The sequence below is a fragment of the Anoxybacteroides rupiense genome, from assembly GCF_014196195.1.
GTDB lineage: Bacteria > Bacillota > Bacilli > Bacillales > Anoxybacillaceae > Anoxybacteroides > Anoxybacteroides rupiense.
Map to the genome: position 1 here is coordinate 199,332 of NZ_JACIDF010000006.1, position 25,851 is coordinate 225,182.

Genomic DNA, 25,851 nt, shown 5'->3' on the forward strand with positions numbered 1-25,851 from the left:
GGAGGGGGTTCATGTGGGAAATGCGGTATTAAAGTTTGTGATGGATATTTTAAGCGAGCCGGCTGTATTAGTTTCCATCATTGCGCTAGTTGGACTCGTCATTCAAAAAAAGCCTGCCAGCGATATCATTAAAGGAACCACCAAATCGTTTTTAGGCTTCATTGTTATCTCTGCCGGGGCTAGCATCTTAGTGAGCTCGCTTGATCCTTTCGGCAAAATGTTTCAAGAAGCTTTCCACGTCAATGGAGTGGTGCCAAATAATGAAGCGATTGTGGCGATGGCATTATCCGAATACGGATCATCAACCGCTCTTATTATGTTTTTTGGAATGATTGCTAATATTTTAGTCGCTCGCTTTACAAAATTAAAATATATTTTCCTGACGGGACACCATACCTTGTATATGGCGTGCATGATTGCCGTGATTTTAGTTGCTGCGGGATTAAAAGGATTTCAGCTCGCCTTCGTCGGTTCTTTAGCGCTTGGTCTGATTATGGCGATTTTCCCAGCGCTGGCGCAACCGTTTATGAGAAAAATCACAGGAAATGATCAAGTCGGATTTGGCCATTTTAGCACGCTCGGGTATGCCTTATCTGGGGCGATCGGCAGTCTTGTCGGCAAAAATTCGCGTTCAACAGAAAAAATAAACTTTCCAAAAGGGCTCGGTTTTTTAAGAGACAGCTCTATCAGTATTGCATTAACAATGACCATCCTTTATATCATTGTAGCCATCATTGCTGGACCGGACTACATCGAAAAAAATTTAAGCGGCGGGAAAAACTTCATTGTCTTTTCCATCATTCAAGCGATTACGTTTGCCGCGGGAGTGTTCATTATTTTATCTGGAGTTCGGCTTGTCCTAGCAGAAATTGTTCCTGCGTTTAAAGGAATTTCGACCAAGCTTGTTCCAAACGCCAAACCAGCTCTTGATTGCCCCATTGTGTTTCCATATGCACCAAATGCGGTATTAATCGGATTTTTTTGCAGCTTCTTAGGTGGGATCGTCGGCATGATGATTCTTGGAATAGCCGGTTCGATCATTATTTTGCCAGGGGTTGTTCCGCATTTCTTCACAGGTGCGACAGCTGGCGTATTCGGGAATGCTACTGGTGGAATACGGGGCGCAACCATTGGATCTTTCGCCAATGGGCTGCTGATTACTTTCTTGCCGGTGTTCTTGATGCCGGTGCTAGGAGATTTAGGGTTTGCCAATACCACCTTCTCTGATGCCGATTTTGGGGCTTCTGGCATTGTGTTAGGTTATATAGCGAATGATTTAGGTTCAGTAGGAATTACTGTGACGATCATCGCCGCTGTCGTCATTGCCGTCGTCCTTTCTTTTATTCGCAACAAGAAAAATGCTTCTCCTGATCATACCACCAACGTTTAATGTTGGTGGTTCTCTTCTTAGAATGGTCTGCTCCCGGTTTTATTTTAATAGCTTTTTTGCATCAGTCATGATGAAGGAGGAATCAAAGATGAGCGAGCTGGAACGATTTCGCGATCAAATCAGATTATGGACATTAAAGCAGCTATATGCTTTAGGGTTCGGCCATTATGGAGGAAGCCTTTCAATTGTTGAAGTCCTAGCTGTGCTATACGGCAAAATCATGAACATTTCTCCACAACAAATGCACGATGAACGGCGTGATCGTTTTATTTTATCAAAAGGGCATGGCGGACCAGCCCTTTATGCGACATTAGCTGTCAAAGGTTTTTTTTCATATGATCTGCTCTATACATTGAATCAAACTGGGACCCGTATCCCTTCTCATCCCGACCGCAACTTAACACCGGGGGTAGAAATGACAACAGGTTCGTTAGGACAAGGACTTTCGGTCGCTGTCGGTGTTGCCTTATCACAAAAATTATCTGACTTGCCGTCTTATACGTATACGATTGTGGGAGATGGAGAATTAAACGAAGGCCAGTGCTGGGAAGCGATCCAGTTTGCGGCTCATCACAAGCTCCATCGCCTATTTGTCTTTGTCGATGACAATAAAAAGCAACTGGACGGCTGGACCAAAGAGATATGCGATCCTATCGACTTTGTAGAGAAGTTCCGCTCTTTCGGCTTTTGGGTGCGCCGAGTGAACGGCGCGAGCTTGGAAGAGATTGAAGCAGCCATTCAAGCGGGAAAACAGCAAACAGAAAAGCCCGTGGCGATCATTCTCGATACGATTAAGGGCCAAGGCGTGCCGTATTTAGAACAAAAGGAGGACAATCACCATATAAGGCCATCAGACGAAGACCGTCAAGCGATCGAGGAAGCGATTTATGAACTCGAACAAAAATGTTCCACAGAGGATGTGATCAGATGAGCCTAAAGTACTGGCCGTTGGAATTAGAAGAAAAGGAAATGCGCCAAATCTATGCGGAAACGCTTTTAGAGCTGGCGCAAAAGGATCCGCGCGTGGTCGCCTTAGAAGCAGATTTAATGAGTTCGATCTCCACCAATAAAATCCAGTCGTTTATTCCAAAGCAACTAATCAATTGCGGCATTATGGAAGCTCATATGATGGGAGTGGCGGCCGGCTTCTCTCTAACTGGAAAAATTCCGTTTGTTCATACATTTGCTCAATTCGCGACAAGACGAGCCTTTGATCAATTATTTGTATCATGCGCATACGCCCAATTAAATGTAAAAATTATTGGATCTGACGCGGGAGTGACGGCAGAGCACAACGGTGGAACTCATATGGCTTTTGAGGACCTTGGTCTTGTAAGATTGATTCCGCATGCGACCGTTTATGAAGTCAGCGACAGCACCATGTTTCGCGCACTGCTTAAACAAATCTATCAAGAATACGGGATTCATTATATTCGCACCATCCGTAAAAAAGCGACGCGTCTTTATACAAATGGTGAATCCTTTCCAAAAGGAAAAGGCAAATGCTTGCGCCAAGGTCGTGACGTCGCTATCATCGCATCCGGAATTATGGTGGAAGAAGCATTGAAAGCAGCGGAACAGTTAGCCAACCGAGGAATCGAAGCGATGGTCATTGATATGTATTCCATCAAGCCGATTGACCAAGATTTGCTCATACATGCGGCTCAAAAAACAGGATTGATTGTCACAGCCGAAAATCATAATCTCATTGGCGGATTAGGGAGTGCCGTTGCTGAAACGCTGATGGAAACATATCCGGTTCCAGTATACCGTGTGGGGGTTCGTGAACAATTCGGTCAAGTTGGAAAAATGGATGAATTAAAAGAGGTTTACGGGCTAACAGCGGAACAAATCGTCCAAACGGTAATGAAGAAATGGCCGAAAGAATAAGCTCATTTATGGTGGTGTTTTCACAGCAAATGGGCTTGAAAATGCTTGGCAAACAAGGAACGTAGCCGTTCGAATCTCATGATGAGAGGACGCAGTGACGCAGAATAAAATCGTTTATCAAGAGCTTGAAACACGCATTATATGCGTGTTTTTTATATCGAACAGGATTTCAAACGAACAAGGAGAATGTAAGAATGAGGACGGCCAACCGTTTCGTGGCATTCTTTTTTCAGGAAAGGATAAAGATAAGGAGGATCGCATCATGAGAGTCTACGAAACCGATCGCTTGCGGTTAAGAGAACTAGATGACACATTTGCTGAAACCGTGCTGAGATATTATGAAAAAAACCGAGATTTTCTGCAGAAGTGGGAGGCGGACAGACAAGAACATTTTTTTACATTGGAATATCAAGCCAATCGATTGCGTCAAGATTTAGAACTAGCTAAAGCAGGAAATTTGCTTAAGCTTTGGCTGTTTCGCAAGGATGCTGGAGATGAAGCCCCAGCCATTGGCTGCATTAGTTTTAGCCATATAATCCGCGGCATTTTTCAATCGTGTATTTTAGGATATAAGCTGGATCAAGAGGAAATAAAGAAAGGATACATCACGGAAGCACTGAAAAAAGGAATCGGCATCATCTTTAATGAATATCGGCTTCATCGAATTGAAGCTCCCATTATGCCCAAAAATAAAGCCTCCATTCGAGTAGTCAAAAAACTTGGCTTCGAATGTGAAGGGATCGCCAAAAAAATGCTCAAAGTGAACGGAAAATGGGAAGACCACATCAGATGGGTGTTATTGAATGACCAAGTGTAAGGATATGGACAATTGGCTGCGAATATTTTTAAAAAGGTGCTAATGTTTAAGACAAAAAGGAGGTGATGGTCTGCCTTCATTACGTTACGTCATCAGCATGAAGTCGGATAAGATACTCTAATGAACAGGCCCTATATCTAGTTATAATAATAAATAAACAGTGAAGTAGTTTCAGTTCATTCTCTCCAAATATTTGAGAAATTGAAAAATTAGGAACAAATACACTGTTAATTTGATAATATTTTATTTATTTATAATAGTATGAATATTCATGTTGTAAAGGAGAGAATGCTGTGAAAGTATTGTCCAATTTTTTTACTGTACTCGTTCAAAGGTTTTTGCCAGATCCTTTTGTCTTCGCGTTGATTCTAACCGCTATTTTGTTTATATCCGGGATCATCTTCACTCCCTATAGTCCACTCGAGATGGTTCATTTCTGGGGAGATGGTTTTTGGGACTTGCTGGCATTTGCTATGCAAATGAGCTTGATTTTAGTAACAGGGCACGCTTTAGCAAGTTCACCGCTTGTTAAAAAAGGACTGCAAAACCTTGCCGGTGTTGCTAAAACGCCTGCTCAGGGAGTCATCCTCGTAACATTAGGAGCGGCGATCGCATCTTTAATTAATTGGGGATTTGGCTTAATTGTCGGTGCTTTGTTTGCCAAAGAAGTGGCAAAACGAGTGCCAGGTTCTGATTATCGTCTGTTAATTGCAAGCGCTTACATAGGGTTTTTAACGTGGCATGGCGGACTTTCTGGGTCGGTTCCTTTATTAGCAGCCACACCCGGTAATCCGATGGAGAAAATATCCGGGATCATTCCATTAACGGAAACCATTTTTACCGGTTTTAATTTGTTTATTACTGTCTCGCTTCTTATTGTTTTACCGATTATGACAAGATTCATGATGCCGAAACCACACGAAGTGGTAACAATTGACCCAAAACTGCTTGCTGAAGACCAAAACAATATACCATTGGCAGCGACAAGCGAAAAGAGCTTTGCGGTGCGGATGGAAAACAGCAGAATCTTAACCTATCTCATCGTTGCGCTTGGGTACGCATATTTAATTTATTACTTTGTCACAAATGGATTTAAAATGGATGTCAATACCGTTAACTTGATCTTCTTTTTTACGGGTTTATTATTACACGGCACGCCTTTATCGTATATGCAAGCAATCACGAATGCTGCCCGCGGCACAGCTGGCATTTTAATTCAATTTCCTTTTTATGCCGGAATCCAAGGGATGATGGAGGAATCAGGATTAGGCGGCATGATTACGAATGCCTTTATCTCCATTTCTAATGAACATACTTTTCCGATTCTCGCTTTTTTAAGCTCTGGCTTCATTAATTTCTTTGTTCCATCTGGAGGAGGGCATTGGGTCGTTCAAGGACCTTTCATTATGCCGGCAGCTGCTTCGTTAGGAGTCGATCCAGGTATTGCCGCAATGGCTATTGCGTATGGCGAGGCATGGATGAATATGGCACAGCCGTTTTGGGCGCTGCCAGCTCTTGCGATTGCGGGGTTAGGAGTCCGAGACATTATGGGATATTGCGTAACAACGTTATTAGTATCGGGAATTATTTTTATAGTCGGACTGACATTTTTCTAATTTTTTGTAAATAAAAAGAAAATCCTCCTTGTATGTCAAAGGAGGATTTTTCATTGTATCGCATCGGTGGACGAAGGAAAGAGGTAAAATAGATGATAGAAAAGAGTTATAAGGTTAGTTGACGAATCACTTCTGACAAACGAAAGATGCCGTTTTCAAGTTCATCCAAGGATGCATAGGAATAAGAAAGCCGAAGATACTGGGTTGCATGATGATCGTAGACATTTCCCGGATTTAACAAAATTCCGTGCTCTAACGCTTTTTCAAAAAGCTTTCTGCTAGAAATCGGAGGTAATAAGCGCAGCCATAGATAAAAACCGCCCTTAGGAACAGACCATGTCGCAATGTCGAAAAAGTGCTTTTGTAACGAATTAATCATGACATCTCTGCGCACCTTCAATTCTGTTCTGACTTTTTCTAAATGTTGGTGATACAATCCACTTGATAGCCATTCCGCCGCAACCCATTGAGATAAGGAACTCGATCCATAATCCGTTTGCATTTTAATATCTGCTAGTCGTTCAATGACAGGCTTTGGTCCGACCATCCAGCCGATGCGCAAACCAGGACTCAATGTTTTCGATATGCTTCCTAAATATAAAACAAGTCCATTGTTGTCGATAGCTTTTAAAGGAAGAGGCGGCGGTGAATCTATCCAGAGTTCTCGGTATACGTCATCTTCAATAATTGGCAGCTGCTCTTGTTCACATACGTCCATGAGTTCTCTTCGTCTCTCTTTAGACATCAATATACCTGTTGGATTATGGAAAGATGGAATCGTGTAAATCAGCGAAGCATTTTGTCTCTTTTTTTGCTGCGCAATCATTTTCGTTTGAATACCTTCTCCATCTAAAGGAAGCCCGAATAATCGCATGCCGGCGGATTGAAACACATGCAGAGAATACAAATACGATGGCTTCTCAAGAAAGATGGTAGAACCCCGATGTAATAAACCTATTGAAATCAATTGCAATGCTTGTAGGGCCCCTGACACAATCAAGATAGAGGATGGAGAAGCCTCGATTCCGATCGTTTTTAAATATGTACTAAGTTGTTCTCTCAGAAAAAGCAATCCTTTCGGTTCTTCGTAACCAAGCGAATCTATGCGGTCCGATACCCGATTCATGATTTGTTTCATCATCTCACGCGGAAATAGATCAGGAGAAAGCTCTCCTGTCCCCAATCGAATGATGTTAGGAGCAAATTCTGCTTTTTTTAGAATAACAGCTGCTTATATTATCAACAAATACAGATGTTTTGTATATGGAAAGCATGAAATGATGAAAATCTTCTTGTAAAACATCGTTTAGGACAGGGAACGTTGTTCAACGTTATTTTCTTGACTTAAAAAATTTCCGATGTACAATTTATCTAGTTAACGTTTCTTTTCTCTTTACATATATTAGAAGATCGAACGAATCTTTTTTCACTCTGACGAAGGCCGTTAAAGTCGGTCTGTTTTATTAGCAAATTTTTTTGCAATAAAAGTTTGCTCTGTACAAAATATTTAGTGAACACCAATCATGAGGTGGCCATTATGAATAAAAATCATAAAAAACTGCCGACTGCAGTTGAAACTGGATGGAGAAAGCAACGAACACAACCAACGTTGCCTGAAGTCTATCGAAGTTTGCGCATTCCCAAAACGGGATCTTGGTTCAAAAAGTTTCTTGCGTTTGCCGGGCCAGGGTATTTAGTGGCCGTGGGATATATGGATCCTGGAAACTGGGCGACCGATATTGCCGGGGGCTCGCAGTTTGGATACACGCTTCTTTCCGTCATTTTACTTTCTAATTTAATGGCAATCTTGCTTCAAGCCTTAGCCGGGAAGCTTGGAATTGTAACAGGAAGAGATTTAGCACAAGCCTGCCGCGATCATTATAGCAAACCTGCTGCGATCGTATTGTGGATATTATGCGAGTTGGCTATTGCGGCATGCGATCTAGCAGAGGTCATCGGTTCAGCCATCGCGCTGAATTTATTGTTTGGTCTTCCATTAATATATGGAGTCCTGATCACCGCCGTGGATGTACTGGTCGTACTGATTTTGCAAAATAAAGGGTTTCGTTATATCGAAACATTGGTGATCGTTTTAATTGGAACGATTGGCGCTTGCTTTGCAACAGAAATCTTTCTTTCCAAGCCGGATGTCAGCGGTATATTGAAGGGATTTGTTCCAAGTACCGAAATCGTCCACAATCCATCGATGCTTTATATCGCAATTGGTATTTTAGGTGCGACCGTCATGCCGCATAATCTATATTTACATTCTTCCATTGTACAAACGCGCCAATATGAGCAAACACATGCAGGAAAACGGCAAGCCATTCAATATGCTAAATGGGATTCGACCATTGCCTTGTTTTTTGCTTTATTTATTAATGCCGCCATTCTCATTGTTTCAGCTGCTACCTTTCATCAAGCAGGAATGAAAGAGGTGGCAGAAATCAGTGATGCTTATCATTTGCTTGCGCCGCTGCTCGGAACGACGATGGGAAGCATTTTGTTTGGAGTTGCTTTGTTAGCTTCTGGACAAAACTCGACATTAACAGGAACGTTAGCGGGACAAATTGTGATGGAAGGCTTTCTCAACATTCGTCTTCCTGGTTGGTTAAGAAGACTTATTACCCGATTGATCGCGATTATCCCAGCTGTGATCGTTACAGCTCTTTATGGTGAAAGCGGAACGGCTCAATTGCTTATTTTCAGTCAAGTGATTCTCTCTTTGCAGCTTTCTTTTGCCGTTGTCCCTCTTGTCCAATTTACAAGCGATAACAAGAAAATGGGGGAATTTGCAAACCCATTATGGCTCAAGGCTCTTGCTTGGGCCGTAGCGATCATCATTATCGGCTTAAACGGATACTTGCTGTTTCAAACGTTCTTTGGAGCGTAACTCACGTACACAAAGCGATGGAACAGGGAGTTTTCCATCATGGCTGCGATGAGACTATCACAAGAATAAGGTTTGCAAAAACAGGGAACCCCTTTCTCTATTGTTCCATTTATCGATGAAAAGCCGAAAACGTGCAGCTGCACAGTTGATCGGCTTTTCATCATGTAATGCAACTTTGAACCCTGTTTGAAGTCGAATGATAGAGGCAAACTGGTGATGTGTGATCATTTGAGAGTGAATGTTTAGCCTTTTTCGCTTGACACATTCTCATGTTCCTTGATACAAAATAACGGATATGAAATGTGGAAAAGCGCTTTGGCGGTTGAAGCGGGAAAAGATTCCAGTAGTCGGACGCTATTGAGAAGAAAGCAGTGGCTAATGCAAAGTAGAAGCTGATTTTATGCTCCGTTTGTGTTTTACGGCACCATTCGTTTGCAAGAGTCCGCACAGAGAACCGTTCAATAGGCGGAATGAAATTAGTATATGTTGAGGACATTTTTGACTCGCTTTATTTCTTTTTTGTTTTCAAACAACTCTTCCACGAGAATTTTTTGCCCGTTCGCTACATCAGTCAGCTGTTTATCCATCTGGACAATCTTTTGCTCAACTTGGCTGAGCCGCTCATTGATTTCCGTCAGCTGATGATTTGTTTGTTCAAACCGTTGATCCATTTGTTCAAACCGTTGATTGGTTTCTTCCGCATGATTTTTTAGCTGCTCCGCCAGCTCTTTAATCGCTTGCAAAATCATTTCATTTGTAATTTCCGCCATGAATATGCTCCTTTCTTCGTTTTCAGTATCTTGATTATTATAACATATTCCCGTCATTTCAACATGAATCTATTGACATGACAATCAGGCGATCAATGGTGTCTCTCATAGGCTTATTGCGTCTTAACAATTTAACTAGCTTAAGAATCCCAGATAAACTCAGCAAACATCCAGCCAGTACCGTTTCAAATCCGGAAACGGACAAATTAGTTCGATCTGATTGGTGAATTTGCGGGGTGTATGCTGGAATCGATCCTCCTGATGATGGAAGAACATCACTCTTCGTTTATGTATAAGAGAGCCCGTTTGGATATACAACATTTGACAATGATTAAGATATTGTTTAAAATCAAGGTGAATCAATACGAACGGAAGGGTGAATCGACGAACATGAAGTGCTAATCCTATTTTGAAAAGACGTTAATTGAAGGCATTCTTTAGCGGAAGACGATTTCTGTTTTCTTTGTGTTGCCTTCAGTTAAAGTTTTCAGAATAGGATTGCATTTCTATCGTTTGTTGCACCCATATAGAGTGTGCCTCTTTTTGGTGTCTGACGATGTCTATGCCTCCTATTCTGGAAACGGATAGGGGGCCTTTTTGTCCCCACAAAACACAGAAAAATGGGGATGATGATATGATTCTTTTAGAAGCATTGAATGTGAAGCACTATGTAAAAGACCGATTATTGTTTGAGATCGAACGATTAGCCATTTATGAAAATGACCGAATTGGCTTAGTTGGCAAGAATGGCAGCGGAAAAACGACATTGTTGAACATATTAGCGAAAAAGATTTCTCCAGAACAAGGGAGCGTGTTATGTCGCGCTCAATGCGGGCTTTTGCCGCAGCTCAAAAGAATCGATGCGATCAAAAGCGGGGGAGAAGTCACACAGTCATACATGAATGCCCTCTTTTCAAAAGCGCCGAAGCTCTTATTGGCGGATGAACCAACAACCCATCTGGATCGAGAGCATATTGAATGGCTGGAAAAGAAACTAAGCCAATGGAAGGGAGCTTTTGTCATTGTATCCCATGATCGGGCATTTCTTGATGCCCTTTGCACAACCATTTGGGAAATGGACGAAGGAAAGATCAAAGAGTATAAAGGCAATTACAGCGATTACTTAGAACAAAAAGAGTTGGAACGCCGCAGACAGCAATCCGCTTATGAACAGTATGAAAAAAAGAAACAAGCGTTAGAGAGAGCATTGGAATTAAAAAAACAAAAAGCAGAAAGAGCAACAAAAGCTCCCAAAAAGGTGAGCCGGTCAGAAGCAAACATCATGGGTGCCAAACCATATTTTGCCAAAAAACAAAAGAAGCTGCAAAAAACAGCCAAAGCGATGGAGACCCGATTAGAAAAACTGGAAAAAGTGGAAAAAATAAAGGAAACGGCTCCCATCAACATGAGTTTGCCTCATGAAGACACTTTTCAAGATCGCATCATCATTCGCGTTGAGGAGGTTACGGGTGTCATTGGCCAACGTGTTTTATGGGAAAAAACTAGTTTTCATGTACGCGGCGGAGATAAACTGGCAGTGATCGGTCCGAATGGGAGCGGAAAAACGACACTTCTAAAAAAAATGATTCATCGGGATGACGGGATTGTCATTTCGCCAATCGTGAAAATCGGATATTTTAGTCAAAACTTAGATATTTTAGAGGTTGAGAAGTCGATTTTAGAGAATGTACAATCCACTTCCAAACAAGAGGAAACGCTGATTCGTACCATTCTTGCAAGATTGCATTTTTTCAGAGATGATGTGTATAAGCCAGTAGAAATTTTAAGTGGCGGCGAACGGGTAAAAGTAGCGCTGGCCAAATTATTTGTCAGTGATGTGAATACACTCATTTTAGATGAACCGACGAATTTTCTCGATATTGAAGCAGCTCGTGCATTGGAATCGCTGTTACAAGAATATAAAGGAACCGTCATCTTCGCCTCGCACGACCGCCGATTCATTGAAAATGTCGCGACAAAAATGCTGGTCATCCAGGACAAAGTCATTCAATGGTTTGATGGCACCTATCAACAATATGAACAACATGTCCGTCAAAAAGATCGCCATGCGGATACGCAAGCAGATCAACGGCTCTTACTTGAAACGAAAATGTCAGAGGTGCTCAGCCGACTAAGTATGGAGCCAAGTGAAGAACTCGAGAAGGAATTTCAGTTGCTTTTAGAGAAAAAACGGAAGTTGGATAAGGGAATCAACTAATTGATCACTCATCGACGAATAGGTGGAAGAGCGCGTTATCGTTATAAAGGATCTGCGAATTTGCATGAGGAAAGGAGCTTGGTGATTCCAAGCTCCTTTTTGTAAATGGGCGTGCTTGGCACTCTATCGCGTCTGAAACCAGGTAGGTATGAAACCCCCTAAGTTGTTGCTCATTCTGGCAGTAGTGGAGACACAATGAGGGGTCGTTAAACCGGTAATCACCACATGATTGATATCGTGATCTTTTAAGTACTGTTCCGGCTTTGTCCCTATAAAGGCGCTGTTCCCGTTTTTTTGAATGATCACTCTTCGTCTCTCGGCTTGACAATCTCCTTAAATAAGACCCCATTGCCGTTGGCCCATAGGGGAGAATCAGGAATGAGTAGATAGATGCTAGACGTGTATAATAGGCCATTTTCGTTCTCTCCATATTTGGAGTAGACGGTAGAGGTTTTTCACGGCATCTGGATTATTACGTTCTCCCCATTTTTTATTCTCAAAGCCTTGTTGTACATCAATAATCATGAGGGTTAATTTGTTGCTTTGCTTCATTTTTATCTTCCTTCATTTTTTCATTTGGCTGTAAGTTCATCATGGCACCAAAATATTGCGAGGCGGTTGTAAAACAAATAAATGCGCATAGTTCGCTAATTTCCGCATCGCTAAATTCATTTTTTAAAACGGAAAAAAGGGAGTCTTCAATTTGCCCTTGTTGTTTGACAAACACCTCCGCAAACCCGACGGCTAGTGATGTTTTTTCATCAAACAAATGCGGTTCCGGCTTTCCTTTTGCTTTGCAGTATTCACAACCATTGTTTTGAGCAAGCATGCGCCGCACTTGTTCTTTCAATTGGGACGAAAGAAGACCATCTTTTTCAAGTTCTTCGCCTAGCCGCCGCCATGCTTCTATAATGGTTGGATTGTGACCGAGCAATTGTTGAAATGGGGTTTCTCCATATAAGGAAAATGAAATTCTAGCCATTGATTCCATCCTTTCTTTTTTCTTTATTTTAAAAGGTTTGAAGTGTAATTGGTATTTAATATAAAATAAATTTATTAGAAATATCATTCGTATGAAACAAAAAATAAAGGAAGGGTTTACAAATGAAAATAGATGAGATTGACTTACACATCCTTGCAGAGTTAAAGAAAAACTCCCGTTTGTCCATGAGAGAGTTAGGAAGGAAAGTCCGCTTATCGCCTCCTTCGGTTACCGAAAGAGTGAAAAGATTAGAGGAACATGGAGTGATTGAGGGATACACCATTCAAATCAATCGCAAAAAACTGGGATTTACGATCGACTGTATGATGGAAGTGACGATCAAAAACGGGGAATATAAGCGATTCAAAGAGTTTATTGAACAGTACCCAACCGCATTATCTTGTTATCGTATTGCCGGACGAGCATGCTATATGGTGATGTTGACGGTAAGTCGATTAGAGGAAATCGAAGAATTTATTAATGACGTTTCTGCCTTTGCCACCACTCTTACCCATATCATCTTCTCGGAAGTGAAAATAAACAATCATTTAGAAGCACGCACTCCTTTACTGGATTCGGATGAGAAATAAGATATAATTAGATTGAATTACATTCCTGAATGTTAAATGTCTTTTATATTTGAACGGTGAATGTCTAGAGAAAAAGGGGTTCAAACACGCTTTCATCAAAGTTGGCCGCGCTCACTAACGTTTTTCATCGAGAAACCTCCCGTCTCTAGACGAAGGATGATTCCTGATGATAAGAGGGGAGGCTTTCTCATGATTTAAGAGATGGATCTTTTAGAATATGAGAAAGCATTTTCAGTTTGTTGAGGATGAATAAGTCAGGGAAAGGTCCGCTTTCATTTTATCGTTATGAATTTTTCCTTCATGTAAATATAAGATTCGATCCCCTAATTTTTTTGCTTCCTCATTATGGTGTGTTACGAGTATAATGGGAATCCTCCAATGTTTATGGATACGTAATAATTCCTCATGGCCTTTTAACCTTGTTTGTTCATCTAAAGCAGAAAAAGGTTCGTCTAAAAGCAAAGCATCCGGCTCGGTGGCGATGGCTCGAGCAATAGCGACCCGTTGTTTTTCACCACCTGAAATCTCAGATGGATAGCTGTCTCTAAGATGATCAATTCGCAGCTCTTTCATTAATTCTTTTGCAAAGCTTTCGTTTTTCATACCATAAGCAATATTTTTCCAAACCGTCATATGCGGAAAAAGCGCGTAATCCTGAAATACATAGCCAATATTTCTTTTTTGGATCGGAACAAACACCTTCTTATGTTGAAATAAAATCGTGTCATGGAGCTGGATGATTCCGGAAGTGGGCTTACTGATTCCAGCAATACAATTTAAGATGGTCGTTTTCCCAGATCCAGAAGGGCCAAAAAGGACAACAATCTCATTCGCTACCGAAAAGTTGACATTTAATTCAAAATGGGAGAGTTGTTTTTGAATATCGACGACAAGCATAAGAAAAACTCCTTTGCGCAATACCAATAAGGTTTCGGATTCACGTGCTGATTTTATTTGTGTATATGTTTCATCATGTTCTTTTTGCTCCACCAATTAAGCCATAAAATAGCACTAAAGCCAAGGCAAACGATCATTATCACCCAAAATTTTGCTGCCTCCATATTTCCTGACTCCACGGCAAAATAGATGGCGAGAGGAATGGTGTCGGTAACGTTCGGAATATAGCCTGCGATCATGAGGGTAGCGCCGAATTCTCCTAACGCTCGGGCAAAGGATAAAACGAAGCCAGATAACAAACCCGGCCATGCAAGCGGAAAGGAGATCGTCCAAAATACCCTCCATTTAGAGGCTCCCATCGTATAAGCCGCATTTTCAATATTTTGGTCATACTGCTGGAACGCTGCAGCGGCACTTTGATACATTAAAGGGAAGGATACAACTACAGCTGCAATCACTACACCATACCACGTGAAAACAATCTGAAAATCAAACCAATCAAGCAGTAATCGACCTATAAACCCGTTTTTACCGAATACATATAATAAACCAAACCCCACAACGGTAGGGGGAAGCACAAGCGGCAATAAAATGACCGCTTCTATCATACTTTTTCCTTTAAAGGAACTACGGCTGATCAATCGCGCCAACACAACCCCGGTAATAAAGACGATCAGCGTTGCAATGGTAGCTGTTTTTAACGAGAGTATAAGCGGAGAGTAATTCATGGTTTCCATTCACCTTTTAAATATTTCATGATTATCAGCTTCGGCGTAGAAGGAATGATATAATAAAACACAAGTTTGTTTCTGCTCTTTCCTTGGACAAGACCGCCAGCGTTCATTGTTCGGCCGCCAAGACAGGTCGAAATCAAACGGTCGCTTCATCGAAAAAGAGATACATGACAGATGATCTATATCATCAACTATAAATGATGGTATGGAGGTTATCAATATATTATATAAAATTAAATTTAATTACTTATAATCAAACTTTTCAATGGAGGAGTTAAGTGGTTATGGAAAAAAATCATTCTTATACAACCGAGGAAGTTGCTAACATATTAAAAGTTTCCAAATTAACTGTATACGATTTGGTGAAAAAAGGGCGATTGCCTGCTTATCGTGTCGGACGGCAAATGAGAATCGATCCTTCTGATTTAGAAGAGTATATCAAACGGTCAAAAGGAAAGCTACAGCCATTCCATCATAAAGAAACAACAAGCGACACACAAGAGTATTTGCAAGTAAGGCGATTAGTCATAAGTGGTCAAGATATCAGTTTAGATATTTTGGCTAACTACTTAGAAAAATCCTCGAAAAAGTTTCGTCCGCTGCGTTCTTATACCGGGAGCTTGGAAAGTCTTATTTCCATGTATCAGGGCTATTCAGACATTGTAAGTACACATTTAATAGAAGGCGTTTCTGGTGAATATAATGTTCCCTATATCAATAAGATACTCGTGAATTTTCAGTATATCGTCATTCGACTGCTGGCTAGGAGGGCAGGCTTTTATGTCAAAAAAGGCAATCCATTGAATATAAAGCATTGGGAAGATTTAAGAAAAAAAGATATAAAAATGGTGAACCGTGAAAAAGGAGCTGGCGCTCGAGTTTTACTGGATGAAAGTTTGAAAAAATATCGCATCCCTGTATCTGGAATCAATGGTTACGATGACGAGGTAACCAATCATGTCAGTGTCGCAAGTGCTGTCGCCAAAGGGAGAGCGGATGTCGGCGTAGGAATTGAAAGGGGCGCTAATCTAGTGAAAGAGGTTGATTTCATTCCGCTTGTCAACGAAAAGTATGATTTGGTGATTTTAAAGAATGAGGAGAATCGAGAATTAATAAGTCAAGTGCTGCAAATTTTAAGCTCTGACAGCTTTCGAAATGATTTGGAAGCATTAGGCGGCTACGATTTATCACAAACAGGACAGGTGGTTTATGAAACATGAATCGAGTGATATCCAGCCAATTTAAAGCTGGAATAAATGATGGCCAGAGTTCTTTCTCGAAAACTCTGGCTTTTGTTTTCCGTATGATTTCATATTTTTATATTTAGTTATATCTTATATGATTTAATTATATAATGTACAAAATGATTTTAAATAATTATAATTAGTTTTATTGATGACAAATGAAGAAAGGAAGGGGCAGAATCATGAAGCATTCGATTCGCGTGATCATGAGTATGTTTTTGTGTGCTTCTTTCCTCTTTCTTTTTGGTTGTACGAATCAAGAGGAAAAACAGGAAGCGAAGCAGACTGTAAAGCTAACCATCTCAGCAGCATCCAGTTTACAAGACGCGCTGACGGAAATCCAGAAACAGTATGAGAAAGAACACAAAAATATCAAATTATCCTTTAACTTTGGAAGTTCTGGCGCACTACAGCAGCAAATCGAACAAGGAGCGCCAGTTGATTTATTTTTCTCAGCTGCTGAAGATAAATTTCGCCCTCTCGTAGACAAAGGATTGATTAACAAGGAAGAGAGTAAAAATTTGTTAGGAAATGAACTCGTTTTAATCGTTCCGAAAGACAAAGCAGGTACTATAAAAGATTTTCCGTCTTTAGGAGACGGCAACATCAAGCAATTGGCCATCGGGAATCCTGAAACAACTCCAGCAGGCCAATACGGAAAGCAAACATTGTCCAAGTTAAATCTTTGGACAAAATTAGAAGGGAAAATCGTGTATACGAAGGATGTGCGTCAAGTATTATTGTATGTAGAAACAAATACGGTGGATGCGGGGATTGTATTCAAAACGGATGCCCAAATCTCTGATAAAGTAAAAATGGTTGACACAGCAGCTGGTAATACGCATGATCCGATTATTTATCCGGTCGGGATCATAAAGAATACGAAGCATAAAACAGAAGCGACAACTTTCTACCAATACATACAGACAAAAGAGGCTCGCCGAATCTTTGAAAAATATGGATTTAAGATTTTGAAATAAGCGATGTCCTACCAGCGGTTAAGAACACGATAACGCACATGTGTTCAAGATGAATCGATCCATTAACGGCTATTTATTATATCGCATAAGTGATTTTACCAGTTAAGGATAAGTAGAAATTGGAACGGATCACCCATGCAAAGGCAGCATCCTATTGTTTCAACGAACAAAGGCAAGTCAATGACTTGCCTTACATCACATCAAAAACAAGCAAAAAGATGCATCCTCGATTTCACCCTTTATGTTTGGTGTGAAAAGAGGGGAGCCATGGTGCACCTATTCACGCCAATAATCTCCTTTTCATCCTAACATTTCTCCACATCGACACGTCCTGAAAAAAAAGTGGCTCCACCGCCCATATCGGCGATCCGATCTGGAGTAAGGGAGTTTACTAAACGCTTCGCTTCTGAAGAATCTGCCCAAAGTCCTTGCGTGACAACGACACCAGGAAGCACATGTTCTCCAACAGAAGCTTTCAATATACATTCCCCGCGCTCATTCCACACCCGGACTTGGTCTCCATCCTGAATTCCTTTCGCTAAAGCATCTTGGATATTCATATATAAACGCGGTTCTTTTTCGAAAGAAATGTGTTTTTCGTGATTCGAAAAAGTGGTGTTTAAGAAATTATGATTGGGACCAGGCACAAATAAAAAAGGAAAGTCTCCATCATCAGCAATCGGTGTATAGGTTGGCAACGGTGGATAGCCATGTTGTTCCATTTTTCTCGAATAAAGCTCAATTTTTCCGCTTGGAGTCGGCAGCTTTCCCGGCAGCAACGGTTTGACATTTGCTTTTATATACTGCTTTTCCACCAATGCTTCATAATCGATTCCTTGCAAAAAAGGATGATTTAGGTTATCCAAGGCTTGCCTAATCATTTCCTCTTCGGTTTCGTATAAACATGAATCCTCAAAGCCCATGTTTTTCGCAAGCAATTGGAATACTTCGACATTGGATTTGGCCTCTCCATACCGTTCAATTACAGGCTGCTGGATTTGAATATAATGGTGCCAGTATGAGGTATAAAGATCCGTATTTTCGAATGAAGAGGTGGCAGGAAGCACAATATCTGCATATTTGGCTGTTTCTGTTAAAAATAAGTCATGCACGACGACAAAAAGATCTTCTCTTGCCAATCCTCTCCTTACCTTATTGCTATCCGGGGCGACCACTGCCGGGTTTGTACCATACACGAATAAAGATTTGATGGGCGGATCTTGTTCCAATAATGCCCGGCCGAGCAGATTCATGTTAATGATTCGCGTATCCTTCTTTTGCAGCAAATCCGGGCGCTGCAAGCTCTTTTGATTAAGCGCCAAATAGCCGCTATTGGATTTGATCGCTCCGCCGCCTTTGACAAGCCATTGTCCGGTCAAGGCAGGAAGGCAAGCGATGGTCCGGATACACATGCCTCCATTGTCGTGATGCTGAAGGCCATTGCCAATTCGAATAAAAGAAGGTGTTGTTTGCCCATACCATTTAGCAAGCTGATAAATATCTGCAACAGGAACACCTGTTACTTTGGAAACCGTGACAGGGTCGTATTGGACGACATGCTCACGCAATTCTTCATGTCCGACTGTATATTTCGCCAGAAAGTCATCGTCTACCATATTTTCCATAAACAAAATGTGCATCACGCCTAAAGCGAGAGCCGCATCGGTACCCGGCAAGATCGGAATGAACCAATCGGCGAACTGGCCGGTTTGATTTTTATGAACATCAATAACAATGATCTTTGCTCCGTTTTTTCGGGCTTTTTGGGCCAATACTACTTGATGCATGTTCGTGCTGACCGCATTGATTCCCCAGAAGATGATGAGTTTTGCATGAATCGTATCTTCCGGATCTGTTCCAAAGCCGCCTCCCATTGTATATTGAAGTCCTTCTGATCCAGCTGACGAACAAATGGTTCGATCCAACAGGGAGGCGCCCAACCGATGGAAAAACCGCCGATCCATTCCTTCGGCGCTAAGTCTCCCCATATTGCCATAAAAGCTATACGGAAGAATGCTTTCAGGTCCTTCTGTTTCAATCAGCTCTTTCCATTTTGCCGTAATGGTCTCCATCGCTTCGTCCCAGCTGATCCGCGTAAATTTTCCTTCACCTTTAGCCCCTGTACGTTTCAATGGATATTTCAAGCGCTTGGGATCGTAAATTCGTTCGGTCATATTCCGCACTTTATTGCATATATTGCCTTTTGTCACAGGATGATCCGGATCTCCTTGGATTTTCACGATTTTTCCATCTTGCTTATGTACGAGCAACCCGCATTGATCGGGACAATCCAGAGAACAAACGGACGGAAATACACCTGTTGGCTGCTGCACAAATGGTTCCATCTTTTTCTCCTTTCCATTATTCCAGATTGTAAATAAAGCCATGTTTACACATCAGTTAAGATGCTTAATATGATAAAATAATTTGAAAAGTAAGGCAATCATAATCGATAGGCTTTTTAGATCTCTCATTTGTTTTACAGAAAAAATGCAGAAAGCATGAAGGAAAGATTTATAAATGCAACGGAAAGGTGATGAACTTGTATGAAAAAATATGTTTTTTAAATACAGAAAATAAGAGATTAAGTGTAGCCATCTTTCGTGTTATAAAGTTTATTGATATCATTATTACGTATTTCCTGACAAAAGCCTTCCGCCTCTAAAAGCGGAAGAACCTTCTCTCGATGATTAGAAGGAGATGGATGGCAGTCGGCATTAGCCAAAATGATTGAAAAATAAGAACATATGTACTATTATATATTTGTAAGCGGGCTCGTTTATGGATAAAAGTTTTACATAAAATAGTGAGTACGATAGACCTGGATACATAGCGACACTTGTTTGTCAAAGTATCAATGTACACATACAGAGGTTCCGAACTATCATTTTAAGTTACATCCAAAAGTCAAATTCCATATATTGTATGAAAAACAACTCTTATTTTAACAATTTAGAGAACCATTCAGCTGAGGAGTGACAGAAATGGCGCGTGTTTTATTTATTAATGCTGGATCGGAAGGGCATGTCAATCCAACGATCGGAGTTGTTCAAGAGCTTATTTCACGCGGAGAAGAGGTTGTATACTTTACGATCGAAGCTTTTCGAGAGCGAGTGGAAAAGACGGGGGCTACTGTACGAACGTTTGATGATCAAAAATTTCTTAAAGCCTTTCTTTCAGGAGGAAGAAATTATTTGCTTGAAAGAGTCAACGGTCTTTTACGTACGGCAGATATCGTCATACCTAGCGTTCTTGAACAGATCAACGGGGAGCATTTTGATTACATCATCCATGATTCCATGTTTGGTTGTGGACGGTTACTCGCCCAAATTCTTGAAATTCCCGCTATCAATTCTTGTACTTCTTTTGCGCAGACAAAAGCTTCCTTTGATAAAATGCTGGAACATCTTTCGAAAGAAATTCCTGCAAAACTACTGAACGCTGTATACGATGAATTTCAACACCTTGCAGAAATGGTGGAGAAAAAATATCATGTGGAGATCCATTCTCCTTATGAAGTTTTTTGTAATCCTGCACCGCTTACCATCGTTTATACAACTAGAGAGTTTCAACCTTCTGGAGAAGCATTCGACCAAACTTACAAATTTGTAGGTCCATCTATCTCTTCGCGATTATCACACGAAAACTTCGATCTTACTGAAATTAAGGGGAAAAGTCTCATTTACATTTCATTAGGTACGGTCTTCAATCAAGCAATTGATTTCTATAAGCTTTGCTTTAAAGCACTGGGGAATACGGATTATACTGTTGTCATGTCTGTTGGGAAAAAAACGAAAATTTCGGATTTAGGTGAGATTCCTAAAAACTTCATTGTAAAAAATTATGTCCCACAAATGGAGGTGCTGAAATACAGCCAATTATTTATTACGCACGGCGGAATGAACAGTACTAATGAAGGTCTTTATTATGGGGTTCCGCTTATTGTAATTCCACAAAGCGCGGATCAGCCGATCATTGCAGAACAAGTTGTCAATATCGGAGCCGGTATTCAATTAGAAATGCAAAGTTTGACTGCAAATCAACTGCGTGAAGCCGTAGACCACGTGTTAAACGAACCAGCTTTTCACCAAGCAGTGGCAAAGATTAGAGAATCCTTTCAAAAAGTAAGCGGATATCGTCAAGCGGTTGATGAGATTTTCAAATTTCAAAGTCGTTTATATTAAGGAGAAATGCTTAAAGTGCCGGCGTAATGTCTTTCTTAATTCGTAAACAACAAAGGGGGGGATTTATATGAGAACACATAAAGATCAATCCATTGATTGTGTAACATTAAGTTATGAAGATATCCCGGCATTAATAGCGCTCTCCACGTCAGTAGGATGGGATTATGATGAACATGAAATTCGAACAATAATAAAATCAGGAAAAATCTACGGATATAAAAGAGAAGGGAAAGTTGTATCAAGCGCTGCTATTATCCCTTATGACGCTTCTTTAGCTTCTATTGGCATGGTAATCGTTCATGAAGCATACAGGGGAATGGGGCTTGGGAAAATTGTTACACAAATGTGTATAGATACGGTTTCAAAGGATACTACTATTATGCTAATCGCGACGGAACAAGGAAAACCTTTATATGAAAAAATGGGGTTTAGTGCAGTGGATTGTGTCCAAAAATATCTTTGTGATCGTTATATCCCTATTCAATCAAACGATAAAATGGAGATGGAAATACACACTTTTAGTCCAAAAGATTTAGCGCAAATAGTAACATTAGATGAAAGAGCGGTTGGAGCGAAAAGAAAAAAATTCCTTATTAATAGGATTGAACAAGCAAAAGAATGTTTAACTGTAAAAGATAGGGACGGAACCGTGATCGGCTATGGACTTTCGATTCTAGGACCTGTCAATCTTATCTTAGGTCCAATTGTAGCTCCTAATTTTGAAATAGCGTGTTTATTGGTAGATAAATTAGCTCGCAATCATCAAGGAAGAGTAAGAATTGATGTTCCATCAGGACATGAAGAATTTATGTTATTTCTGGAACAGCATGATTTTTATAAAGCAAGCCAGTCTCCAGTCATGATTATAAATTCAAAGCAATTACCCCCACGAAACGGGACGTTATATGGAATCGCGGCACAGGTGTTTGGATGATGTTTATGTAGGGTTACAGCAGATGAATAATGGCCGATTCCATTCTAACTTATCCTAAAAATTAAACGATGGATCACATCTAAAAAGAAAAACCTAAGAAATCCTCCTAATTGAGGAGGATTTTATGTAGAGTATCCCGAATTGATAATTTATAAAGGCATATTCATGTGATTCTAATATTTAAGCCTCAAGATAACACATTCATTAATAGTTGGTATTGAGCGTTGAAAAGTATAAACCATTGGGAGACGTTCAAAGGGGACAAACGAAATGATAACCAAAGCAGAGTTAATCAATCAACCTTATTCAGGGCAATACAAGGAGAAGATATATGATATTTCGAGTCCATGGAACTCTCAAAATTGGAGTTGGATAAAGTTCACAAATGATGATTTAACAGAATGGTGTGGGAACTTTCGAGGGTTTCCGCGAGATGTTGCAATATCAAATAAGTATAACATCGTTCTTGTTCTCACTTCGGATTATTTATTTAAGCTTGATTGTTTTAGTGAAGAATTAGTCGAATATGAGTCTCATCCCCAATATCGAAGTCTAACTGTAACTCCTTTAGGAGATTTTGTACTAGCTGATTATTATGATATTGAAATTATAAAATCGAATTTAGAAGATAAGATTCCAGTACATAGTCCAATAAAAATGGATAATATCCAGCTTCATGGTTGGTCTAATAATAAATTATCCATAATATGCGATGAATTTCTAACCGGGAACCATCATGTGGAGTTAGAGCTTGATGGCGAGACATTCGAAATAACTTTTAAATGACAACATGAGAAAATATGCAAAAAAACAAACATGATTCAGCACTCCTGCGTAATCAAAAAGAGGAAAGAGAAGCTTTTACTTTTATTTTATTATAATGAATGGAAGAAGAGCGTCTTTCTATTCTCCTTCATTGCTGCTTGTATCTGTTCGAAGTGGTCTATCGTTTTCGATTCCGCATCATCCACCAATGACTTCCCTAACCAATAAAATGATTTATACAATGGAGCGTTTGATGAATAAAACGCACCTCAAAAAACTTGGCCCGCCTTTACAAAAATATCTTAATGATCATGGCCTATCATACTGCGGTTGCGGCTATGGAGGAAAGATCATAAATCACATTAAAATAAATAGCTAGAGAAAAAGAATTGCGGGGCATCATACTTTGTCCATTATGTTGTTCGCATCGATACGATTTCCCCAGTGACGTTAGATTCGTTAAGGGGAAAGCCAGCATCACTCATAGAAATCATAGTCGCTAAAAATACTGAATCTTTTTTCTTTACTACTAAGTATTAATTTAATATAATTTTAATGTAGTAATCATTATCAATTAAGTTGTTAAAGGATAACAACGAAAACAGATAATGATTGAATTTACGATTGAAAGGAGAAGAGTGATGGAAAACAAAAATCATCACAACGCATCCCAATGCCCGTTTTCTCATGGCAGTGTAACAAGTCATACCTCTAAGAGAACAACAAATAAAGACTGGTGGCCTAACCAGCTGAATTTAAGCATTCTCCACCAACATGACCGAAAAACCAATCCTCATGATGAAGAGTTTCATTATGCTCAAGAATTTCAAAAATTGGATTATCAGGCTCTAAAAGAAGATTTGCGCAAGCTGATGACCTCAAGCCAAGATTGGTGGCCAGCTGATTATGGACATTATGGCCCGCTGTTTATTCGCATGGCTTGGCATTCTGCAGGAACATACCGCATCGGTGATGGACGAGGCGGCGCTGCTACGGGTTCGCAACGTTTTGCTCCTCTGAACAGTTGGCCGGATAATGTCAACTTAGATAAAGCGCGCCGGCTGTTGTGGCCGATCAAAAAGAAATATGGCAACAAAATTTCCTGGGCTGACCTGATCGTATTAGCCGGCAATGTGGCTATTGAATCCATGGGAGGGAAAACGATCGGTTTCGGCGCCGGCCGTGTCGACGTTTGGCATCCGGAAGAAGACATTTACTGGGGAGCTGAAAAGGAATGGCTTGATGAGAAACGTTACACAGGAGAGCGCGATCTAGAAAATCCGCTTGCGGCTGTTCAGATGGGGCTCATTTATGTCAATCCGGAAGGTCCTGATGGGAAACCAGATCCAATTGCGGCGGCCCGTGACATCCGGGAGACATTCAAACGCATGGGGATGAACGATGAGGAAACAGTTGCGCTTATTGCTGGAGGGCATACGTTTGGCAAGGCGCACGGTGCCGGTGATGCCTCGCACGTAGGTCCTGAACCTGAAGCGGCGCCGATTGAAGCACAAGGATTAGGATGGGTCAGCTCCTATGGAAAAGGAAAAGGCCGTGATACGATTACGAGCGGGCTTGAAGGCTCTTGGACCCCAACTCCTACCAAGTGGGATATGTCTTATTTTGATTTGTTGTTTGGATATGAATGGTGGCTGACAAAGAGCCCGGCCGGAGCATGGCAATGGCAAGCTGTGAATCAGGATGAAAAAGACTTAGCCCCAGATGCTGAAGATCCTTCGAAAAAAGTTCCAACGATCATGTTTACAACAGATCTGGCGCTTCGTTTTGATCCGGAATATGAAAAGATTGCCCGCCGGTTCCATCAAAATCCAGATGAATTTGCGGATGCTTTTGCCCGCGCCTGGTTTAAACTGCTTCATAGAGACATGGGACCAAAAACGAGATATCTCGGTCCGGAAGTGCCAAAAGAAGATTTCGTTTGGCAAGATCCGATTCCTGAAGTTGACTATGAATTAACCGATTCCGAAATTGAAGAAATCAAAGCGAAAATTTTGAACTCGGGACTAACCGTCAGCGAGTTGGTGAAAACGGCTTGGGCTTCTGCCAGCACGTTCCGCAACTCTGATAAGCGCGGTGGAGCCAACGGTGCCCGTATTCGCCTTGCTCCCCAAAAAGATTGGGAAGTAAACGAACCGGAACCATTAGCAAAAGTGCTAGCTGTTTATGAAGATATTCAAAGCGAGCTACCTAAAAAGGTAAGCCTTGCCGATTTGATCGTTCTTGGTGGCAGCGCGGCAGTGGAAAAGGCAGCCCGCGATGCCGGCTTTGATGTCACGGTGCCTTTTATTCCAGGACGGGGTGATGCGACACAAGAACAGACAGATGCGGAAAGTTTTGCGGTATTAGAACCAGTTGCAGACGGTTTCCGCAACTATCAAAAGAAGGAATACAGCGTCGGTCCTGAAGAGTTGCTGCTAGACAAGGCGCAGCTGCTGGATCTGACCGCTCCTGAAATGACGGTGTTAATCGGTGGTCTGCGGGTGTTGGGGGCTAATTATCGTGATCTGCCTCATGGCGTATTCACGCACCGCGTTGGCGTGCTGACCAATGATTTCTTTGTTAACTTGGTAGATATGAACAATAAATGGGTACCGGTGGAAGGCGGTATTTATGAAATTCGCGACCGGCAAACAGATGAAGTGCTGTGGACGGCTACCCGGGTGGACCTCATTTTCGGCTCTAACTCGGTGCTCCGTTCCTACTCCGAATTTTACGCCCAAGATGATAATCAAGAAAAATTTGTCCGTGATTTTATTAAAGCTTGGGTCAAAGTGATGAATGCTGACCGCTTTGATATTCATTTAAAAAACGTAAGAGCGTCGGTGCCTGTTTGATCGATTTAAACCCAATCCTATAACAAAATGGGGTGATAGACATTCGTCTATCACCCATAGTTTTTGGAGAAAAACGATTGAACTTGGTTCTT

20 protein-coding genes and 1 pseudogene are annotated in these 25,851 nt (G+C 41.0%); 14 read left to right on the plus strand and 7 right to left on the minus strand.

Annotated features, from left to right (window positions below; translation table 11 throughout):
* The first annotated feature begins 13 nt into the window (after positions 1–13).
* From ulaA to GGQ95_RS11945, 5 genes are all read left to right on the plus strand, one after another.
* Positions 14–1,390 carry a PTS ascorbate transporter subunit IIC gene (gene ulaA, locus GGQ95_RS11925; protein ID WP_080861317.1) on the plus strand — a complete coding sequence of 459 codons (1,377 nt, stop codon included), beginning with the start codon at positions 14–16 and terminating at the stop codon, positions 1,388–1,390.
* A gap of 88 nt (positions 1,391–1,478) precedes the next feature.
* Complete coding sequence (locus tag GGQ95_RS11930; RefSeq protein WP_159719813.1) at positions 1,479–2,321, plus strand: transketolase; 843 nt, start codon at positions 1,479–1,481, stop codon at positions 2,319–2,321.
* Positions 2,318–3,280: a transketolase family protein gene (locus GGQ95_RS11935; RefSeq protein WP_183186855.1), complete on the plus strand. Its 963-nt coding sequence runs from the start codon at positions 2,318–2,320 to the stop codon at positions 3,278–3,280. The genes GGQ95_RS11930 and GGQ95_RS11935 overlap by 4 nt, the downstream gene beginning before the upstream one ends.
* Before the next feature lie 259 nt (positions 3,281–3,539).
* Complete coding sequence (locus tag GGQ95_RS11940) at positions 3,540–4,097, plus strand: GNAT family N-acetyltransferase (RefSeq protein ID WP_159720833.1); 558 nt, start codon at positions 3,540–3,542, stop codon at positions 4,095–4,097.
* Positions 4,098–4,390: 293 nt separating this feature from the next.
* Positions 4,391–5,713: a TIGR00366 family protein gene (locus tag GGQ95_RS11945; protein ID WP_183186856.1), complete on the plus strand. Its 1,323-nt coding sequence runs from the start codon at positions 4,391–4,393 to the stop codon at positions 5,711–5,713.
* A 106-nt stretch (positions 5,714–5,819) separates the two neighbouring features.
* Here GGQ95_RS11945 and GGQ95_RS11950 read toward each other — a convergent pair.
* Positions 5,820–6,932, minus strand: a pseudogene (locus GGQ95_RS11950) (aminotransferase-like domain-containing protein); the annotation flags it as partial.
* Positions 6,933–7,250: 318 nt separating this feature from the next.
* Between GGQ95_RS11950 and GGQ95_RS11955 the strand changes: the two are divergent.
* Positions 7,251–8,606 (plus strand): Nramp family divalent metal transporter, encoded by a 1,356-nt coding sequence (locus GGQ95_RS11955; protein ID WP_183186857.1) that lies wholly within the window; start codon positions 7,251–7,253, stop codon positions 8,604–8,606.
* 476 nt (positions 8,607–9,082) lie between these two features.
* Here GGQ95_RS11955 and GGQ95_RS11960 read toward each other — a convergent pair whose 3' ends face one another.
* Positions 9,083–9,376 (minus strand): hypothetical protein, encoded by a 294-nt coding sequence (locus tag GGQ95_RS11960; protein WP_183186858.1) that lies wholly within the window; start codon positions 9,374–9,376, stop codon positions 9,083–9,085.
* A gap of 634 nt (positions 9,377–10,010) precedes the next feature.
* On the opposite strand from GGQ95_RS11960, the gene GGQ95_RS11965 reads away from it, so the two are divergent.
* Positions 10,011–11,594: a Vga family ABC-F type ribosomal protection protein gene (locus tag GGQ95_RS11965; protein ID WP_183186859.1), complete on the plus strand. Its 1,584-nt coding sequence runs from the start codon at positions 10,011–10,013 to the stop codon at positions 11,592–11,594.
* A 123-nt stretch (positions 11,595–11,717) separates the two neighbouring features.
* Here the strand turns inward: GGQ95_RS11965 and GGQ95_RS18875 are convergent, their stop codons facing one another.
* Positions 11,718–11,900: a cysteine hydrolase family protein gene (locus GGQ95_RS18875; protein WP_183186860.1), complete on the minus strand. Its 183-nt coding sequence runs from the start codon at positions 11,898–11,900 to the stop codon at positions 11,718–11,720.
* A gap of 208 nt (positions 11,901–12,108) precedes the next feature.
* Entirely contained in the window at positions 12,109–12,576 is a 468-nt protein-coding gene (locus GGQ95_RS11980; RefSeq protein ID WP_183186862.1) for a carboxymuconolactone decarboxylase family protein, read from the minus strand.
* Positions 12,577–12,698: 122 nt separating this feature from the next.
* On the opposite strand from GGQ95_RS11980, the gene GGQ95_RS11985 reads away from it, so the two are divergent.
* A complete protein-coding gene (locus tag GGQ95_RS11985) occupies positions 12,699–13,166 on the plus strand; it encodes an Lrp/AsnC family transcriptional regulator (RefSeq protein WP_159719806.1) in 468 nt (155 codons plus the stop codon).
* Positions 13,167–13,397: 231 nt separating this feature from the next.
* Here GGQ95_RS11985 and GGQ95_RS11990 read toward each other — a convergent pair whose 3' ends face one another.
* Positions 13,398–14,063 (minus strand): ATP-binding cassette domain-containing protein, encoded by a 666-nt coding sequence (locus tag GGQ95_RS11990; RefSeq protein WP_066149916.1) that lies wholly within the window; start codon positions 14,061–14,063, stop codon positions 13,398–13,400.
* A gap of 53 nt (positions 14,064–14,116) precedes the next feature.
* On the minus strand, positions 14,117–14,791 hold the full coding sequence (gene modB / locus GGQ95_RS11995; protein WP_044741787.1) for a molybdate ABC transporter permease subunit: 675 nt from the start codon (positions 14,789–14,791) through the stop codon (positions 14,117–14,119).
* Between the two features lie 290 nt (positions 14,792–15,081).
* On the opposite strand from modB, the gene GGQ95_RS12000 reads away from it, so the two are divergent.
* Together GGQ95_RS12000 and modA are read left to right on the plus strand one after the other, a co-directional pair.
* A complete protein-coding gene (locus tag GGQ95_RS12000; protein ID WP_044741788.1) occupies positions 15,082–16,017 on the plus strand; it encodes a substrate-binding domain-containing protein in 936 nt (311 codons plus the stop codon).
* Positions 16,018–16,220: 203 nt separating this feature from the next.
* Positions 16,221–17,021, plus strand: a complete 801-nt coding sequence (gene modA / locus GGQ95_RS12005; protein ID WP_369818763.1) for a molybdate ABC transporter substrate-binding protein — start codon at positions 16,221–16,223, stop codon at positions 17,019–17,021.
* Positions 17,022–17,326: 305 nt separating this feature from the next.
* Here the strand turns inward: modA and GGQ95_RS12010 are convergent, their stop codons facing one another.
* Positions 17,327–19,366 (minus strand): molybdopterin oxidoreductase family protein, encoded by a 2,040-nt coding sequence (locus GGQ95_RS12010; protein WP_183186863.1) that lies wholly within the window; start codon positions 19,364–19,366, stop codon positions 17,327–17,329.
* A 639-nt stretch (positions 19,367–20,005) separates the two neighbouring features.
* Here GGQ95_RS12010 and GGQ95_RS12015 point away from each other — a divergent pair.
* The 4 genes from GGQ95_RS12015 to katG all read left to right on the plus strand — a co-directional run bounded on the left by GGQ95_RS12015 (position 20,006) and on the right by katG (position 25,759).
* Positions 20,006–21,205 carry a macrolide family glycosyltransferase gene (locus tag GGQ95_RS12015; protein WP_080861358.1) on the plus strand — a complete coding sequence of 400 codons (1,200 nt, stop codon included), beginning with the start codon at positions 20,006–20,008 and terminating at the stop codon, positions 21,203–21,205.
* Positions 21,206–21,272: 67 nt separating this feature from the next.
* Positions 21,273–22,139 carry a GNAT family N-acetyltransferase gene (locus GGQ95_RS12020; protein ID WP_183186864.1) on the plus strand — a complete coding sequence of 289 codons (867 nt, stop codon included), beginning with the start codon at positions 21,273–21,275 and terminating at the stop codon, positions 22,137–22,139.
* Positions 22,140–22,409: 270 nt separating this feature from the next.
* On the plus strand, positions 22,410–22,925 hold the full coding sequence (locus GGQ95_RS12025; protein WP_159719802.1) for a hypothetical protein: 516 nt from the start codon (positions 22,410–22,412) through the stop codon (positions 22,923–22,925).
* Positions 22,926–23,545: 620 nt separating this feature from the next.
* Positions 23,546–25,759: a catalase/peroxidase HPI gene (katG, locus tag GGQ95_RS12030; RefSeq protein ID WP_159719801.1), complete on the plus strand. Its 2,214-nt coding sequence runs from the start codon at positions 23,546–23,548 to the stop codon at positions 25,757–25,759.
* Positions 25,760–25,851: the final 92 nt, after the last annotated feature.